General features: G+C 68.4%; 14 protein-coding genes. 9 read left to right on the plus strand and 5 right to left on the minus strand.

Annotated features, from left to right (window positions below):
* Positions 1 to 149: 149 nt before the first annotated feature.
* Together ACFWF3_RS03340 and arcA are read left to right on the plus strand one after the other, a co-directional pair.
* Complete coding sequence (locus ACFWF3_RS03340; RefSeq protein ID WP_378631650.1) at positions 150 to 1589, plus strand: basic amino acid/polyamine antiporter; 1440 nt, start codon at positions 150 to 152, stop codon at positions 1587 to 1589.
* Positions 1590 to 1616: 27 nt separating this feature from the next.
* Positions 1617 to 2867 carry an arginine deiminase gene (arcA, locus tag ACFWF3_RS03345; protein WP_378990664.1) on the plus strand — a complete coding sequence of 417 codons (1251 nt, stop codon included), beginning with the start codon at positions 1617 to 1619 and terminating at the stop codon, positions 2865 to 2867.
* Between the two features lie 9 nt (positions 2868 to 2876).
* Here the strand turns inward: arcA and ACFWF3_RS03350 are convergent, their stop codons facing one another.
* The 5 genes from ACFWF3_RS03350 to ACFWF3_RS03370 all read right to left on the minus strand — a co-directional run bounded on the left by ACFWF3_RS03350 (position 2877) and on the right by ACFWF3_RS03370 (position 8870).
* Positions 2877 to 4838 (minus strand): molybdopterin-dependent oxidoreductase, encoded by a 1962-nt coding sequence (locus tag ACFWF3_RS03350; RefSeq protein WP_379312269.1) that lies wholly within the window; start codon positions 4836 to 4838, stop codon positions 2877 to 2879.
* Positions 4839 to 4987: 149 nt separating this feature from the next.
* Complete coding sequence (locus tag ACFWF3_RS03355; RefSeq protein ID WP_378990805.1) at positions 4988 to 6151, minus strand: acetyl-CoA C-acetyltransferase; 1164 nt, start codon at positions 6149 to 6151, stop codon at positions 4988 to 4990.
* Between the two features lie 46 nt (positions 6152 to 6197).
* A complete protein-coding gene (locus ACFWF3_RS03360; protein ID WP_378990668.1) occupies positions 6198 to 6818 on the minus strand; it encodes a TetR/AcrR family transcriptional regulator in 621 nt (206 codons plus the stop codon).
* A gap of 46 nt (positions 6819 to 6864) precedes the next feature.
* Positions 6865 to 7686, minus strand: coding sequence for an SDR family oxidoreductase (locus tag ACFWF3_RS03365; RefSeq protein ID WP_379312270.1), 822 nt, complete (start codon positions 7684 to 7686; stop codon positions 6865 to 6867).
* Entirely contained in the window at positions 7683 to 8870 is a 1188-nt protein-coding gene (locus tag ACFWF3_RS03370) for an acyl-CoA dehydrogenase family protein (RefSeq protein ID WP_379312271.1), read from the minus strand. Before ACFWF3_RS03370 ends, ACFWF3_RS03365 begins: the two co-directional genes overlap by 4 nt.
* 79 nt (positions 8871 to 8949) lie before the next feature.
* Between ACFWF3_RS03370 and ACFWF3_RS03375 the strand changes: the two genes are divergently transcribed.
* The 7 genes from ACFWF3_RS03375 (at position 8950) to ACFWF3_RS03405 (ending at position 16619) form a co-directional block, all read left to right on the plus strand.
* Positions 8950 to 10515: a FadD3 family acyl-CoA ligase gene (locus ACFWF3_RS03375; RefSeq protein WP_379312272.1), complete on the plus strand. Its 1566-nt coding sequence runs from the start codon at positions 8950 to 8952 to the stop codon at positions 10513 to 10515.
* The gene (locus ACFWF3_RS03380; protein ID WP_378990671.1) at positions 10512 to 11387 is read left to right on the plus strand and encodes an enoyl-CoA hydratase; all 876 of its coding nucleotides are present in this window, start codon (positions 10512 to 10514) and stop codon (positions 11385 to 11387) included. Before ACFWF3_RS03375 ends, ACFWF3_RS03380 begins: the two co-directional genes overlap by 4 nt.
* Positions 11388 to 12530 (plus strand): acyl-CoA dehydrogenase family protein, encoded by a 1143-nt coding sequence (locus ACFWF3_RS03385; protein WP_379312273.1) that lies wholly within the window; start codon positions 11388 to 11390, stop codon positions 12528 to 12530.
* 49 nt (positions 12531 to 12579) lie between these two features.
* Complete coding sequence (locus ACFWF3_RS03390; protein ID WP_378990674.1) at positions 12580 to 13596, plus strand: acyl-CoA dehydrogenase family protein; 1017 nt, start codon at positions 12580 to 12582, stop codon at positions 13594 to 13596.
* A gap of 132 nt (positions 13597 to 13728) precedes the next feature.
* Positions 13729 to 14778: an acyl-CoA dehydrogenase family protein gene (locus ACFWF3_RS03395; RefSeq protein WP_379312274.1), complete on the plus strand. Its 1050-nt coding sequence runs from the start codon at positions 13729 to 13731 to the stop codon at positions 14776 to 14778.
* A 129-nt stretch (positions 14779 to 14907) separates the two neighbouring features.
* Positions 14908 to 15360 (plus strand): MarR family winged helix-turn-helix transcriptional regulator, encoded by a 453-nt coding sequence (locus ACFWF3_RS03400; protein WP_378990677.1) that lies wholly within the window; start codon positions 14908 to 14910, stop codon positions 15358 to 15360.
* 17 nt (positions 15361 to 15377) lie between these two features.
* Positions 15378 to 16619: an MFS transporter gene (locus tag ACFWF3_RS03405; RefSeq protein WP_379312275.1), complete on the plus strand. Its 1242-nt coding sequence runs from the start codon at positions 15378 to 15380 to the stop codon at positions 16617 to 16619.
* Positions 16620 to 16634 lie beyond the last annotated feature (15 nt).

Here is a 16634-nt window from a genome sequence, read left to right on the forward strand (position 1 = left end):
CGCGCTTCGCGAACTGGTCCGCGCCCTTGCGGTCGGAGGACTGGCTGTAGCGGGCCACGGCGGGGTACCAGTCGCCCGTGCCACCCTCCTCGCCGCGACCCTCGGCCCGTGTCCGCCCCATCGCCACACCGACCCGCAGGAGTAGCGCGATGACAGCCTCGGAACAGACCGCGACCAAGAAGATGCCGCTGCTGACCTTGTCGGCGATGGTGGTCGGCTCCATGGTCGGTGCGGGCGTCTTCTCGCTGCCGCGCAACTTCGGCCAGGCCACCGGCGGATTCGGCGCGATCATCGCCTGGACGATCGCCGGCACCGGAATGCTGATGCTGGCGTTCGTCTTCCAGACGCTGGCCGTGCGCAAACCAGACCTCGACGCCGGTGTGTACGCCTACGCGAAGGCCGGCTTCGGTGAGTACCTCGGTTTCTTCTCCGCGTTCGGGTACTGGGCCAGCGCCTGTGTCGGCAATGTCAGCTACTGGGTGCTGATCAAGTCCACCCTCGGGCAGGTGCTGCCCATCTTCGGTGAGGGCAACACCGTTCCCGCGGTGCTGCTGTCCACGGTGTGCATCTGGGCGTTCCATTTCATGGTGCTGCGCGGGATCCAGGAAGCCGCCACCATCAACCAGATCGTCACCGTGGCCAAGCTGGTGCCGATCCTGGTGTTCATCGTGGTGCTGCTGTTCTACTTCGACCCCGGTGTCTTCGCCGACAACTTCTGGGGCGGCGACGCGTATTCCGAATCGCTGGTCGAACAGGTGCGTTCGACCATGTTGGTGACAGTGTTCGTGTTCCTCGGCATCGAGGGTGCGAGCGTGTACTCCAGGTACGCGCGCAAGCGCGAGGACATCGGTCGCGCCACCGTGCTCGGATTCCTCAGCGTGCTGGCTATTTTCGCGTCGGTGACCATGGTGTCGTTCGGCATCATGCCGCGTGACGAACTCGCCGTGGCGCAGCAGCCGTCGATGTCGCCGGTCTTCGAATCCGCCGTCGGTACCTGGGGTGCCTGGTTCATCAGTATCGGACTGATCATCTCGGTCCTCGGCGCCTACCTGGCCTGGACGCTGATGGCCGCGGAGGTGCTGTTCGTGGCGGCGAAGGACCGGGACATGCCGTCGTTCCTGGCCCGGGTCAACGCCGCGAATGTGCCGGTGGTCGCGCTGATCTTCACCACCGTGCTGATCCAGATCGTGCTGGTCACCACGCTGTTCTCCGACGACGCGTTCACCTTCACCCTCAAGCTGTGCAGTTCGCTGTCGCTGGTGCCGTACCTGCTGGCCGCGGCCTACGCGCTCAAACTCGCCTACACCAGAGAGACCTACGAGCGGATCCAGCCGGGCGACCGCACCAAAGAGCTCGTCATCGCCTTCGTCGCCACCTTCTACACCGCGTTCATGCTCGTCGCGGCCGGCCTCGAATTCCTGCTGCTGTCGTGCATCATCTACGCGCCCGGCACCATCCTGTTCGCCCTGACCCGTCGCGAGGCGGGCAAGCGGATCTTCTCGCTCTGGGAGGCGGTCCTGTTCGGCGCCGTCGCCCTCGGCGCTGTTGTCGGCATCGTCGGCCTGGCGACCGGCGCCATCTCGATCTGAGTCCGCCCGATCTTTCGAGGAGCAGAAATGACCGGAACCCCCGCCACCGCGTTCGGCGTCCATTCCGAAGTCGGCACGCTGCGCAAGGTGCTGGTCTGCGCGCCCGGCCTGGCGCACGAACGGCTCACTCCGACCAACTGCGACGACCTGCTCTTCGACGACGTGCTGTGGGTGCAGAACGCCAAGCGCGACCACTTCGACTTCATGACGAAGATGCGCGACCGCGGCGTCGAGGTGGTCGAGCTGCACAATCTGCTCGCCGAGACCCTCGCCGTGCCCGGCGCGAAGGACTGGATTCTCGACCGCAAGATCGTGGCCAACGAAGTCGGGCTCGGGCTGATCGACGACACCAGGGCCTACCTGGACTCGGTGGACGACCGGACCCTGGCGACCTACCTCATCGGCGGACTCGCGACCGCGGACCTGCCCGCCGAATTCCGTTCCGGTTACCTGGCGCTGGCGCGCGAGCAGGCCGGGGTCCGTGAGTATCTGATGCCGCCGCTGCCGAACACGCTCTACACCCGCGACACCACCTGCTGGCTCTACGGCGGCGTCACCCTCAATCCGCTGTACTGGCCCGCCCGGCACGACGAGACGCTGCTGATGGCGGCGATCTACGCGTTCCATCCCGACTTCACCGGCGCGAAGGTCTGGTGGGGAGATCCCGAACAGGATTGGGGACTGGCCACTTTCGAGGGCGGCGATGTGATGCCGGTCGGCAACGGGGTGGTGCTGGTCGGGATGAGCGAACGGACGTCCCGGCAGGCGATCACCCAGGTCGCCGCGTCGCTGTTCGCCGCAGGCGCCGCCGAGCGCGTGATCGTGGCGGGGATGCCGAAGCTGCGCTCGGCCATGCACCTCGACACCGTGTTCACCTTCGCCGACCGCGACCTGGTGACGGTGTATCCCGACATCGTCTACAACATCCACCCGTTCTCCCTGCGGCCCAGCGACCGCGCACCCGGTGTCGAGGTGACCGAGGAGACCGCGCCGTTCCTCGACGTGGTGGCCGCATCGCTGAACCTGCCGAAGCTGCGGGTGGTGGAGACCGGCGGCGGCTACTACGCCAACGAACGCCAGCAGTGGGACAGCGGCAACAACCTGGTCGCGGTCGAACCCGGCGTCGTGTTCGCCTACGACCGCAACACCCACACCAACGCGGCCCTGCGCAAGGAAGGCGTCGAGGTGATCACCATCGTCGGCGCCGAACTCGGCCGCGGCCGCGGCGGCGGCCACTGCATGACCTGCCCGCTGATCCGCGACGCCGTCGAGTTCTGAACGCGGCGATCAGCGGGGGCGCACCTCGACGCGGTTGTCGTGGAACACCGCGCCACCGCCGTAGTCCGAATCTCGTTCGGCGATCGTGGCGTTCACGGTGGCACCGCCGGTGAACTTCGCCCAGCGGCCCTTGGTGGTGCCTGCGACTCCGGGCCGCACCCGGTCCGATACCTCGGCGACGGCCTCGAAGGAGCCGCGATCGTTGGAGACGACCACCGCGGCGCCGTCGGCGATGCCCCGCGCGGCGGCGTCGCCGGGGTGCAGGGTGATGCTGGATTCGCCTGCGCGACGTCGCAATTCCGGGTTGGAGCCGAAGGAGCTGTTCAGGAAGTAGTGCGAGGCGGCGGAGATCAGCACCAGACCGCCGCCGGAATCGGCGGGGGGTGTGTAGTCCGGCAGCGGGTCGTGACCCGCCGATTCCGCTCTGGCGGAGACGAACTGGAGCTTGCCTGCGGGCACCGGACCGGCCTGCACCTTGAGGAACCCCTCGGCCCTGAGCCGGTCGAGGTCGTAGCCCTTCAGCAGCTGCCCGGCCAATTCTTCGTCGGAGTCGTACAGCGCCGGTTCGGTCAGACCCAGCCGATGCGAGAGTCTGCGGAAAGTCTCTGTCGTGGACAGACATTCGCCCGGCGGATCGACGGCGGGCTCGTTCCAGATCAGGTAGAGGTGGCCGTAGCCGGCGAGCACGTCGAGGTGCTCGGGTTGCATCGTGGCGGGGAGCACGATGTCGGCGTAGTCGACGGTGTCGGTGCCGAAGTGCTCGAGGACCACGGTGAACAGGTCCTTGCGCGACAGCCCCTCGATCACGCGACGCTGGTCGGGATTCGAGCCGACCGGATTGGCCCCGATCACGAACAGTGCCTTCACCGGCGGCTCATCGGTCTCGAGCAGGGCTTCGCCGAGTCTGGTCATCGAGAGTGTGCGGACCGGGTGCGCCAGCAGGTCGTCGCGGGTCAGCGCGGCTTCGTCGAGCCGGAAGTGCCCGCTGGTCGAATAGTGCAGTCCCCCACCGGGTATCGCCCAGTCGCCGGTGACGCCGGGCAGGCAGGCGAGCACGCGCAGGGCCATCCCGCCGCCGGCGTGGCGCTGCATGCCCTGGGAGGCGCGGATCGCGGTCGGCCTGGTGCGCGCGATCCTTTCACCGAGCGCGACGATCTGATCTTCGGGAACGCCCGTGATCGCCGCGGTGCGTTCCGGCGTGAATTCGGTGATGCGGTCCCGGAATTCGGGCCAGCCCTCGGTGTGTTCGGCGATGAACTCCTCGTCCTGCGCGCCGAGCGAGACGATCACGTGCAGCAGGCCGAGCGCCAGCGCGGCGTCGGTGCCGGGCAGCGGAGCGATGTGCTCGTCGCAGCGTTCGGAGGTCTTGGTGCGCACCGGGTCGATCGACACCAGGTACGCGCCGCTGTCCTGCACGAACTTCCACAGATGATGGCCGGAGGTGAGCGGGTTGGTGCCCCACAGCAGGATCAGTTTCGACTGCGCGAAGTCCTCGGGGTCCATGCCGCCGGAGGTGCCGAGGGTGTAGCGCAGGCCGGTGCCGCCCGCGACCGAGCAGATGGTCGGCGCGTGATGCGACGCCCCGAGCAGGTTGAACATCCTGCGCCCCGGAAAGCCTTCCAGCCCTTGGATATAGCCCAGGCTGCCGGTGCCGTGGAACGGCCAGACCGCCTCACCACCGAATTCGTCGATGATGCCGGTGAGGCGCGTGGCGATCTCGTCGAGCGCATCGTCCCAGCTGATCCGCTCGAACTGGCCCGACCCCTTCGGCCCCACCCGGCGCATCGGATACCGGAGTCTGCCCGGCGCACCGACCTGCTCGAGATACCGATTCACCTTCACACACAGCGCACCGCGCGTGACCGGATGTTCCTTGTTCCCACGCAGCCCCGTGGCCACCCCGTCCTCGACGGTCACCACCCACGAGCACGCGTCGGGGCAATCGAGCGGGCATGCACCGAGCACCTTCACCAGGCCATCATAGGTGGGATGAATCACCCTCGCCGAGACCGGACGTGCCCGCCGCGCTGCGGCGCTGGGATGTGGCGACCCAATGGTGGCGAACGAAGAGTGGTCCCCGGTGAAACCCGCCGAGGACCACCATTTTTCGAACGGCGGAGCTACTTCTTGTCGGCGTCGAGACGCTCGATGATCGTCACGTTGGCCGTGCCGCCGCCCTCGCAGATGGTGAGCAGGCCGTAGCGGCCGTTCACCCGCTCGAGCTCGTTGAGCAGGGTGGCGAACAGCTTGGCGCCGGTCGCGCCGAGCGGGTGGCCGAGCGCGATGGCCCCACCGTTGACGTTCACCTTCGCGGGATCGGCGCCGATCTCCTTGATCCAGGCCAGCACCACCGGGGCGAAGGCCTCGTTGATCTCGATGACGTCGATGTCGTCGATGGTGAGGCCGGTCTTCTCCAGCGCCCACTGGGTGGCCGGGATCGGCGCGCTGAGCATGAAGATCGGGTCGGCGCCGCGCGCGCTGACGTGATGGATGCGGGCGCGCGGGGTGAGGCCGTACTCCTTGACCGCCCATTCCGAGGCGAGCAGGGTGGCGCTGGCGCCGTCGGAGATCTGGCTGGCGACCGCCGCGGTGAGCGGGCTGCCCTCCGACAGCGGCTGCAGCGACGCCATCTTCTCCAAGCTGGTCTCGCGCGGACCCTGATCGACGGTGAAGTCGCCGACCGGCACGATCTCGTTGTCGAAGCGGCCCTCGGTGATGGCGGTCTTGGCGCGCTGATGGCTCTGCAGCGCCCAGCGCTCCATGTCCTCGCGGCTGATGCCCCACTTCTCGGCGATCATCTCGGCGCCCTTGAACTGGGAGACCTCGCCGGTGCCGTAGCGCGAGTCCCAGCCCTTGGCGCCGATGAACGAGGACTCGAAGCCGTAGGGCTTGGCCGCGAGCATGGCGGCGCCGATCGGGATGGCGCTCATGTTCTGCACGCCGCCTGCCACGATGACCTCGGCGGTGCCGCTCATGATGGCCTGCGCGCCGAAGTTGATCGCCTGCTGGCTGGAACCGCACTGCCGGTCGACGGTGACGCCGGGGACCTCTTCGGGGTATCCCGCGACCAGCCACATGGTGCGGCCGATATTGCCCGCCTGCGGGCCGAGGTTGTCGACACAACCGACGATCACGTCGTCGACGACGGCCGGGTCGATGCCCGTGCGCTCGACGAGCCCACGCAGCGCGGCCGCGCCGAGATCGGCGGAATGCACCTCGGCCAGCGCGCCACCGCGCTTGCCGACCGCGGTACGCACCGCATCGATCACATAGGCCTCCCGCAACGGGGCATAGGGGCGGCGCTCGGCGGATGCGGTCATGATGGAACTCCTATTTCGCGGTGCTCCCGGGCAGGGTCAGCCCGTCGAGCACGATGGTGAGATATTGCTGGGCAAGGTTTTGCACGGTGATCGGGCCACCGGGGGTGTACCAGCGGACCGCGACCCACACGGTGTCGCGCAGGAAGCGGAAGGCCAGTTCCACGTCGAGTTCGGGCCGGAAGCTGCCGTCGGCCACGCCGGCGGCGAGCACGCGGTGCCATAGGTCGCGGAACTCGGTATTGAAGTCGCGGATGTAGCCGAACCGCTCGGCGTCGCGCAGGTTCTTGGCCTCGGCCTGGTAGATCGCGACGGCGGCGTGATGGCGGTCGAACGACTCGTAGGACGCGATCACCAAGGACTCCAGGGTGTCTCGCGAGCTCATGCTCGCGCCCGCGATCTCGCGGTAGCGACCGAACAGGTCGTCGAGGAATCCGCGCAGGATCTCGTCGACCATCGATTCCTTGGAGTCGAAATGGTGATACAGACTGCCCGACAGGATGCCAGCCGAGTCGGCGATATCGCGCACCGTCGTGGCGCGCAGTCCACGTTCGGCGAACAGGTCGGCGGCGAGGTCGAGGAGTTCGGCGCGGCGGGTGCGTTTCACGGTGTCGGGTGCGGTCACACCCGTCATCGTACAACCAAGCACTTGCTTGGTTTCGGAGAACCCGCCACGGCGATCATGCGCGCTGGCTGCTCACCGAGACAACCTCGCCGGTCAGATACGAGGTGTAGTCACTGGCCAGCATGGCGATCGTCGCCGCTACTTCCCACGGTTCGGCGGCGCGACCGAAGGCCTCGCGCTCGCTGAGCGAGTCGAGCAACTCGGTCGAGCTCACCTTGTCCAGGAACGGGTGACGGGCGATGCTCGGCGCGACGGCGTTGATCCGCACCCCGAATTCGGCGGCTTCGACCGCGCTGCACCTGGTCAGCGCCATCACCCCCGCCTTGGCGGCGGCGTAGTGCGCCTGGCCGTGCTGGGCACGCCAGCCGAGGACGGAGGCGTTGTTCACGATCACGCCGCCGTGGCCCGCGCCGCGGAAGTACCCCAGCGCCGCACGGGTGCAGCGGAAGGTGCCGGTGAGGGTGATGTCGAGAACCTGGTCCCACTGCTCGTCGGTCATGTCGACCACCGGGGTCTCACCGCCGAGGCCCGCGTTGTTGACCATGATGTCGATCCGGCCGAGTTCGGCGGCCGCGTCGGCCAGCAGCTGATTCACCTGCGCGGTGTCGCGGACATCGCAGACCACGGCACCGACCCGGCGCTCGGGGAACTCCTTGGCCAGCAGCTCGGCGGTCTCGGTCAACCGGCGCTCGTGCCAGTCGGAGACGACCACGTCGGCGCCCTCTTCGAGGAGCCTGCGCGCGGTCGCAGAGCCGATGCCGGTGCCCGCGGCGGCGGTGATCACGGCCGTCCGGCCCGCGAGCAGGCCGTGTCCGGGGATCGAAGCCGGCGCGATCGACAGGGACTTGTTCGCGCCCGAATGGGTCTGCTCACTCACGGGCGTGCCTCTCGCGGGAGACCGAGCACACGCTCGGCGATGATGTTGCGCTGCACTTCGTTCGAACCTCCATAGATCGTGTCGGCGCGGCTGAACAGGTACAGCCGCTGCCATGCGGTCATGTCGTCGGGGCCGGTGAGCAGGCCCGTCGCGCCTTGGACGGCCATCGCCAGTTCGCCGAGGTCGCGATGCCAGTTGGCCCACAGCAACTTCGACACCGAGGCGCCGCCCGCGTCGTCGTGGTCCTCGCTCATGGTGCGCAGCGCGTGCGCGCGCAGCACCCGCAGTCCCACCCAGGCGCGATCGAGGCGATCGGCGATCAGCGGGTCGTCGGCGGCGCCGGTGCGCCGGGCCAGATCTTCGATGTCGGAGAGCTCGCGCGCGAAGCGGATCTGCTGGCCGAGGGTGGAGATGCCGCGCTCGAAGGTGAGCGTGCCCATCGCGATTCGCCAGCCGTCGCCCGGCGCGCCGACCACCAGGTTTGCATCGGTGACGGCATCGTCGAAGAAGACCTCGTTGAACTCGGAGGTGCCGGTGAGCTGTTCGATCGGCCGCACTTCGATGCCCGGCTGGTTCATCGGGACCAGCAGATAGGACAGGCCCTTGTGACGGCTCGAGCCGCGCTCGGTGCGGGCGATGACGAAGCACCAGTCGGCGACGTGCGCGAGCGAGGTCCAGATCTTCTGGCCGTTGATCACCCACTTGTCGCCGTCCAGGCGCGCGGTGGTCGAGACGGCGGCCAGGTCGGAACCGGCGCCGGGCTCGGAATAGCCCTGGCACCACAGTTCGCCGACCGAGCGCACGCCCGGCAGGAAGCGCTTCTTCTGCTCCTCGGTGCCGAAGGCCAGCACGGTGGGGCCGAGCAGTTCCTCGCCCACGTGCGAGACCCGCGCCGGCGCGTCGGCCTTGGCGTATTCCTCGTGGAAGATCACCTGCTGACGCACACTGGCGCCGCGACCGCCGTATTCGACCGGCCAGCCGAGGCAGGTCCAGCCCGCCGCGGCGAGGTGGCGGTCCCAGGCCAGCCGCTCGTCGAAGAATTCGTGTTCGCGGCCGGGTCCACCGGTGCCGCGCAGGTCAGCGAACTCGCCCGAAAGATTTTCGGCGAGCCAATCGCGTATTTCCGCGCGAAACTCCGCGTCGGAAGTCGCGGTATCGGAATCTGAGGTCTGGATCACGCCCACCTCGGTAGGATAACCTACCAAGCACTTGCTTTGTTAGCTGCTTCGGAAGAACAGCGAACCGCACAACGGTGAGGACCCCGTGACACCCCCTGCACAAACCACTCCGCAGGCGCTGCGCCACATCGCAGCGGCGCATCCGCACGAGCCTGCCCTGATCGACGGCGCGATCCGCCTGGACTGGACCGAACTACTCGACCAGGTCCGGGTGGCCGCCCGCGCCCTGATCGCCCGCGGCATCTCCCCCGGCGACCGGGTCGCGATGTGGGCGCCGAACACCTATCACTGGGTGATCGCCGCCCTGGCCGCGCACTCCGCCGGGGCCGCGCTGGTGCCGCTGAACACCCGCTACGTGGCGGCCGAGGCCGTCGACGTGCTGGCCCGGGTCGACGCGAAGGCCTTGTTCGTCGCCGGTCCGTTCCTCGGCCGCGATCGGGCGGCGGAACTCGCGGCGGCGGCACCGGAACTGGGTATCGGGACCGTCGTCGTCATTCCGATCGAGAGCGAAGCGGCCCCGGCCACTGCCGAGCCCGCACGCGCGACGGTGACGTGGGACGAGTTGCTCGCACAGGCCGCGACGGTGTCCGAAGAAATCGGCGAGGAGCGGGCGGCCCAGGTCTCCCCCGACGACATCTCCGACATCCTGTTCACCTCCGGCACCACCGGCCGCAGCAAAGGCACCCTCGTCGCGCACCGGCAGGCGCTGGGGGTGGTGCGCGGCTGGGTCGAGTGCTCGACCCTGCGCGCGGGCGACCGATACCTGGTGATCCCGCCGTTCTTCCACAACTTCGGTTACAAGGCGGGCATTCTCGCGTGCCTGGTCACCGGGGCCACGATCGTGCCGCAGGCCACCTTCGACGTGCCCGCCGCGCTGGCGCTCATCGAGTCCGCGCGGATCACCGTGCTCACCGGGCCACCGACGATCTACCAGACCATCCTCGAGCATCCCCAGCGCACCGAGCGTGACCTGAGCTCGCTGCGGGTGGCGGTGACCGGCGCGGCGACCGTGCCGGTGGTGCTGATCGAGCGAATGCGCGACGATCTCGCGTTCGAGGTGGTGATCACCGCCTACGGCCTGTCCGAGACGGCCGGTTTCGGCACCATGTGCCGTCCGTCCGACGACGCGGCCACCATCGCCAACACCTGCGGCGGGCCGATCGCCGACTTCGAACTGCGCCTGTCCGACGCCGGTGAGGTGCTGCTGCGCGGACCGAACGTGATGCTCGGCTACCTCGACGACCCCGAGGCCACCGCCGAGGCCATCGACGCCGACGGCTGGCTGCACACCGGCGACATCGGCATCGTCGACGAGCGCGGCTATCTGAAGATCACCGACCGGCTCAAGGACATGTACATCACCGGCGGGTTCAACGTGTACCCCGCCGAGATCGAACAGACCCTGGCCCGGCTCGACGGCGTCGCCGAGTCGGCGGTGATCGGCGTGCCCGACGAGCGGATGGGCGAGGTCGGCAAGGCCGTCGTCGTCCGCAAGGCCGGATCGACGCTGACCGCCGACGAGGTCATCGCCTTCGCCGCGGGCAAATTGGCGAACTTCAAAGTGCCCAGGCTTGTCGAGTTCCGCGACCAGCTGCCCTACAGCGCCGCGGGCAAAGTGCTCAAGCGTGAGCTACGTGAGGAGAAGTCGTGAGTTCCGAAACCGAGACCGAGGTCGTCACCTACGCGGTGCGCGGATCGGTCGCCGTCGTCACCATGAACCGGCCCGATTTCCGCAATGCGCAGAACTCGAAGATGACCTATGCCCTCGATGCCGCCTTCGTGCGCGCGGTCGAGGATCCCGAGGTCAAGGTGATCGTGCTGGCGGGCAACGGAAAGCACTTCAGCGCAGGCCACGACATCGGTACCCCGGGCCGCGACCACGACGTGCACTACGAGAACAAGGCCGCGCTGTGGTGGGACCACCTCGATCGCCCCGGTGGTGACCAGCGCTTCGCGCGCGAGTCCGAGGTGTATCTCGGCATGTGCAGGCGCTGGCGGGAGATCCCCAAGCCGATGGTGGCGATGGTGCAGGGCGCGTGCATCGCGGGCGGGCTGATGCTGGCCTGGGTGTGCGACCTGATCGTCTGCTCCGATGACGCGTTCTTCTCCGATCCGGTGGTCCGGATGGGCATTCCGGGTGTGGAGTACTTCGCGCATCCGTGGGTGATGGGGCCGCGCGCGGCCAAGGAGTTCCTGTTCACCGGCGACCGGTTCGGGGCGGCCCAGGCCAAAGAGTGGGGCATGGTCAACCGGGTCGTGCCGCGCGAGCAGCTGGAGGCCGAGGTGATGGGGCTCGCGGAGAAGATCTCCGCCATGCCGCAATTCGGGCTCGCGCTCACCAAGAAGGCTGTCAACCAGGCCGAGGATCTGATGGGCATGCGCTCCGGCATGGACTCGGTCTTCGGGCTGCACCATTTCGCACACGCGCACAACGCCGAGGTCGGCGCCGATTCACTCGGCGGGATGAACGCCCGCTCGATGAAGGCCACCGCCACCTCTACCGAACAGAACGGGACGAAGTAAGTGGATCTCGAGATCGACCCGGCTGCCCGGGAATTCCAGCTGGAGGTGCGCGAGTTCCTCGCCGCCAACGTACCGGCGGAGCCGTTGCCGTCGATGGATACCGCGGAAGGCTTCGCCGCGCATCGGGAATGGGAAGCGAAGCTGGCGCAGGCCCGGCTGTCCGCGGTCTCGTGGCCGCGCGAGTTCGGCGGGCGTGACGCGTCGATCCTCGAGTGGGTGCTGTTCGAGCAGGAGTATTACGCCGCGGGCGCACCGGGTCGGGTCGCGCAGAACGGCATCTTCCTGCTCGCGCCGACGCTGTTCGAGCACGGCACCCCCGAACAGCTCGCGCGGATCCTGCCGCGCATGGCGCGCGGTGACGACATCTGGGCGCAGGCCTGGTCGGAACCCGAGTCGGGCAGCGACCTCGCGAGCCTGCGCTCCACCGCACGGCGCACCGAAGGCGGCTGGCTGCTCAACGGCCAGAAGACGTGGAGTTCGCGTGCGTCGTTCGCCGATTGGGCGTTCGGCCTGTTCCGCAGCGATCCCGAGGCACAGCGCCACCACGGACTCACCTACGTGATGTTCCCGCTCACCGCCGAGGGCGTGAGCGTGCGGCCGATCCCCCAGCTCGACGGCGAACCCGGCTTCGCCGAGATCTTCCTCGACGACGTCTTCGTGCCCGACCACGACGTGATCGGCGGCGTGAACGAGGGCTGGCGGGTCGCGATGGCGACCTCGTCGAACGAACGTGGCCTCTCGCTGCGCAGCCCCGGCCGGTTCAGCGCCACCGCGCAGCACCTCATCGACCTGTGGCGCGAGACCGCCGACCCGAGCGACACCGCGGCCAGGAACTCGGTGGTCGACGCCTGGCTCGGCGCCGAGTCCTACCGCCTGCACACCTTCGGCACCGTCACCCGCCTCACCGACGGCGGCCAGCTCGGCGCGGAGTCGTCGATCACCAAGGTGTACTGGTCCGAGCTCGACATCTCGATGCACGAGACGGCGCTGGACCTGCTCGGCTCGGCCGCCGAGCAGCGCAGCACCTGGACCGACGGCTATCTGTTCTCGCTCTCGGGCCCGATCTACGCGGGCACCAACGAGATCCAGCGCAACATCATCGCCGAACGCATCCTCGGACTGCCCCGCGAGAGCAAGCGATGAACGTCAATTTCTCGGGCCGAATCGCCCTTGCGAACACAGGAGGTCTGCGATGAGATTCGCGCTCAGTACCGAACAGCTCGACTTCGCCGCCGAACTGCGCAAGATTCTCGATGCCGGACAGGTGCCCGCGGCGGTGCGTGCCTGGGCCGACGGTGACACCACCAAGGGGCGCGCCCTGCTGCGGCAGATCGCCGACATGGGCGTCTTCGGTCTGATCGTCGACGAGAAGTACGACGGGGCGGACGCCACCACCGTCGATCTCGTGGTCGCGCTGATCGAACTGGGCCGCGGCGCCGCGCCCGGGCCCGTGATCGAGTCCGCCGCCGTGATTCCCGCTCTGCTGCAACGTCTTCCGGACGACGCACCTGCCCAGCGATGGTTGCCCGCGCTCGCGAGCGGCGAGGCGCTCGGCACCATCACCTTCGAGGCGCAGCGCGGCATCGCCCTCGACGCCGACATCGCCGATCCGGTCCTCGTCGCCGCCGACGGCCGACTGACACTCGGCGTCGCGCCGACGGATTCGGTGACCTCGATCGACCCCGCCCGCAAGCTGTTTCGCGTGCGGGCCGAGGAAGTGACCGCCGAGGGCCCCGAGGCCGAAGCCGCCATCGACTACGCCTTCGACATCGGTGTTCTCGCCTGTGCCGCACAGCTCCTCGGTGCGGGCCGCTCGATTCTCGAGCAGACCACCTCTTACGCGAAGCAGCGCAAGCAGTTCGGTCGTGCGATCGGTGAATTCCAGGCGGTGAAACAGCAACTCGCCGACGTGCTGATCGCCTTGGATCTGGCCGAGCCGCTGGTGTACCGCGCGGCCCTCACACTGGATTCGGACGACCGCGCTCGCGATGTCTCGGCAGCCCTGGTGACCTGCGGCGACGCCGCCCATCGTGCCGCGCGTGCCGGGCTTCAGGTACACGGGGCCATCGGCTACACCGCGGAATTCGACCTGTCGCTGTGGCTGACCAAGGTCGCGGCCCTTCGAACTGCGTGGGGCACCGCCGACTTCCATCGCGGCAGAATCGCCGACGCGCTACGCGCCGCCGAACCTGCGGCCGCAACGAGCTGAGACCCGCGATGCCACCGACGACACCGGCCGAATGCCGCGCGGGTCTGTGTCGCGGTGGCAGCCGAGTCCCGCCGAACCGCAGCCGACGCTCTCCCACCGCCGCCGCCATCACCGAGCCTTACGAGGAACCCCATGTCATCGAATGAACTACTCGAATTCCGGACCTCCGTGCGGGCCCTGCTCGGCAAGCACGCCACGTCGGCCGCGCTGCGTACCGCGATGGACACCGACCTCGGGTACGACCCGAAGTTGTGGCGGATGCTGTGCGAGCAGGTCGGGGTCGCCGCGCTCGCGGTGCCGGAGGAGTGGGGTGGCGCGGGCGCCGGGCTCGTCGAATCGCTCATGGTCGTCGGCGAATTGGGGCGGACGCTGAGCGGTGTGCCGATGCTCGGGTCAGCGGTGCTCGGGGTGCAGGCGATTCTGCTGGCCGGTGACGAGCAGTCGTGCGCCCGGCTGTTGCCCGATCTGGCGGATGGGTCACGCACGGCGGCCCTGTGCTGGGCGGACGCCACCGGATGGGATGCGGCCGGGGTCAGCGCGACCGGCGGGAAGCTCAGTGGCGCGGCCCATTACGTGCCGCACGGAGCTCAGGCCGACCTGCTGTTGGTGCTGACCGATGACGGACTGTTCGAGACGACAGCGGACGCCCCCGGCGTGGCTGTCACCGCGACCCCCGCGCTCGATCCCACGCGCAAGCTCGCCACCATCACCTTCACCGATGCCCCTGCCACCCGGATCGGCACCGGCGACCCCGCCGCGCTGCGCCGCCGGCTGCGCGAGATCGCCTGGGCGGCACTGGCCGCCGAGCAGGTCGGCGCGGCCAGGCGCTGCCTCGAGATGACGGTGGAGTACACGGCCTCGCGCGTGCAGTTCGGTCGTCCGATCGGCAGCTTCCAGGCGCTCAAGCACCGGATGGCCGATATGTACGTGCTGGTCGAGTCGGCCGAATCGGCGGCGCTGGCCGCCGCACTCGCGGTGGCCGAGGACAGTCCGTCGGCCGCGGAGGACGTGTGGGTCGCGCGCAAGCACTGCACCGAGACCTTCTCCACGGTGGCGGCCGAGACCATCCAGTTGCACGGCGGCATCGCCATCACCTGGGAACACGACGCCCACCTCTTTTTCAAGCGGGCGCACGCCACCGCCGAGCTGTTCGGCACCGGGCGTCGTCCGGTCGCGGCCTAGATCGTATTCACCGAAAGCCCTGGTCGCAGCTCCGCGACCAGGGCTTTCGGCATGCTGTGCGCCATTTCACCGGGCTTGGGCGCGGACCGGTCTGGATTTAGATAATTAGCTTATGTAATATAATCTCCTGTGAAGCAGACAGCGCAGCCATCGGCAGACGACATCGTGGTCGACCTGTTGGTCACCGCTGGTCGGCTCACCCGACTGGCCGGGGCGATCAGCAACGACGACCTGCCCCGCGCGGTCCTGCGGGCCCTTTCCGTGCTCGACGAGCACGGCGGGCTGCGGGTCAGCGATTTCGCCCGGATCGACAGATGTTCCCAACCGGCGGCAACGGCGCTGATCGGTCGACTCGTCACCGACGGCTTCGCATCCCGCACCAAAGACCCGCACGACTCCCGGGCAGTGCTCATCGAGCTCACCCCGGCCGGCCGGTCCCGCCTCACCGAGGCCAGACGCGCGTTCGCCGCCGCCATGGCACCCGGACTGGCCGATTTCGATCTCGATCGGCTGATCCGCCTCGATACCGACATGAACGACCTGCTGACAGCCCTTCGCTCGGTTGCCCGCGGTCATCAGTGATGCAACCAGGAGCGCCAGTGAGCACCCCCCAGCTGACTCGCGACGACAACGCCGCAACCACCAACTCCCAGCCCAAAGCCGTGTGGGCCGTCGCCTTCGCGAGCGTCATCGCGTTCATGGGCATCGGCCTGGTCGATCCCATTCTCAAGCCCATCGGCGAACAGCTGAACGCGACGCCGTCCCAGGTGTCGTTGCTGTTCACCAGCTACATGGCCGTCACCGGCGTCGCCATGCTGGTCACCGGCGTGATCTCGAGCCGCTTCGGCGCGAAGAAGACGCTGCTGTCCGGGCTGGCGATCATCATCGTGTTCGCCGCGCTGGCGGGCATGTCCGGCAGCATCGGCGAGATCATCGGCTTCCGCGCGGGCTGGGGTCTGGGCAACGCCCTGTTCATCGCGACGGCGCTGGCCACCATCGTCGGCGCGGCCACCGGCGGCGTCGCCAAGGCGATCATTCTCTACGAGGCCGCGCTCGGCATCGGCATCGCGACCGGCCCGCTGCTGGGCGGCGTGCTCGGTGGAATCAGCTGGCGCGGACCGTTCTTCGGAGTCTCGGTGCTGATGGCCGTCGCCTTCATCGCGATCGTCGTGCTGCTGCCCGAAACGCCGAAGGCCGCGCACCCCACCTCGATCACCGCGCCGTTCAAAGCCCTGCGGCACAGAGGATTGCTCACCGTGAGCATCACCGCGCTGCTCTACAACTTCGGCTTCTTCACCCTGCTCGCGTTCACCCCGTTCCCGCTGGACATGGGCACCTACGCGATCGGCTTCATCTTCTGCGGCTGGGGCATCCTGCTCGCCCTGTCCTCGGTGTTCCTCGCCCCGAAACTGCAGGCGCGCTTCGGTTCGCTGCCGATGATGGCCTTGTCGCTGGGCCTGTTCGCGGTCGACCTGGCCGTGATGGGGATGTTCACCGAACACAAGGTCGTGCTGATCGTCGGTGTGGTGATCGCCGGTGCGTTCCTCGGCGTGAACAACACGCTGATCACCGAGGCCGTGATGATCTCGGCGCCGGTCGAGCGCTCGACCGCGTCGGCGGCGTACAGCTTCGTCCGATTCGGTGGCGGTGCGGCCGCCCCGTGGGTGGCGGGCAAGCTCGGCGAGCACAACATGTCGCTGCCGTTCTGGCTCGGCGCGGTCTGCACGGCCGCCGCGGTCGCGGTCCTCTACATCGGCCGCACCGCGCTCGCCCACATCGACGACCACGACCCGGCCCCCCACTCGATCGAGGAAGCACAGGCCATCACCGTCGGCGATTGAGAGCTCTATTTTTGG

The sequence above is a fragment of the Nocardia sp. NPDC060220 genome, from assembly GCF_042727815.1.
Classification (GTDB): Bacteria; Actinomycetota; Actinomycetes; order Mycobacteriales; family Mycobacteriaceae; genus Nocardia.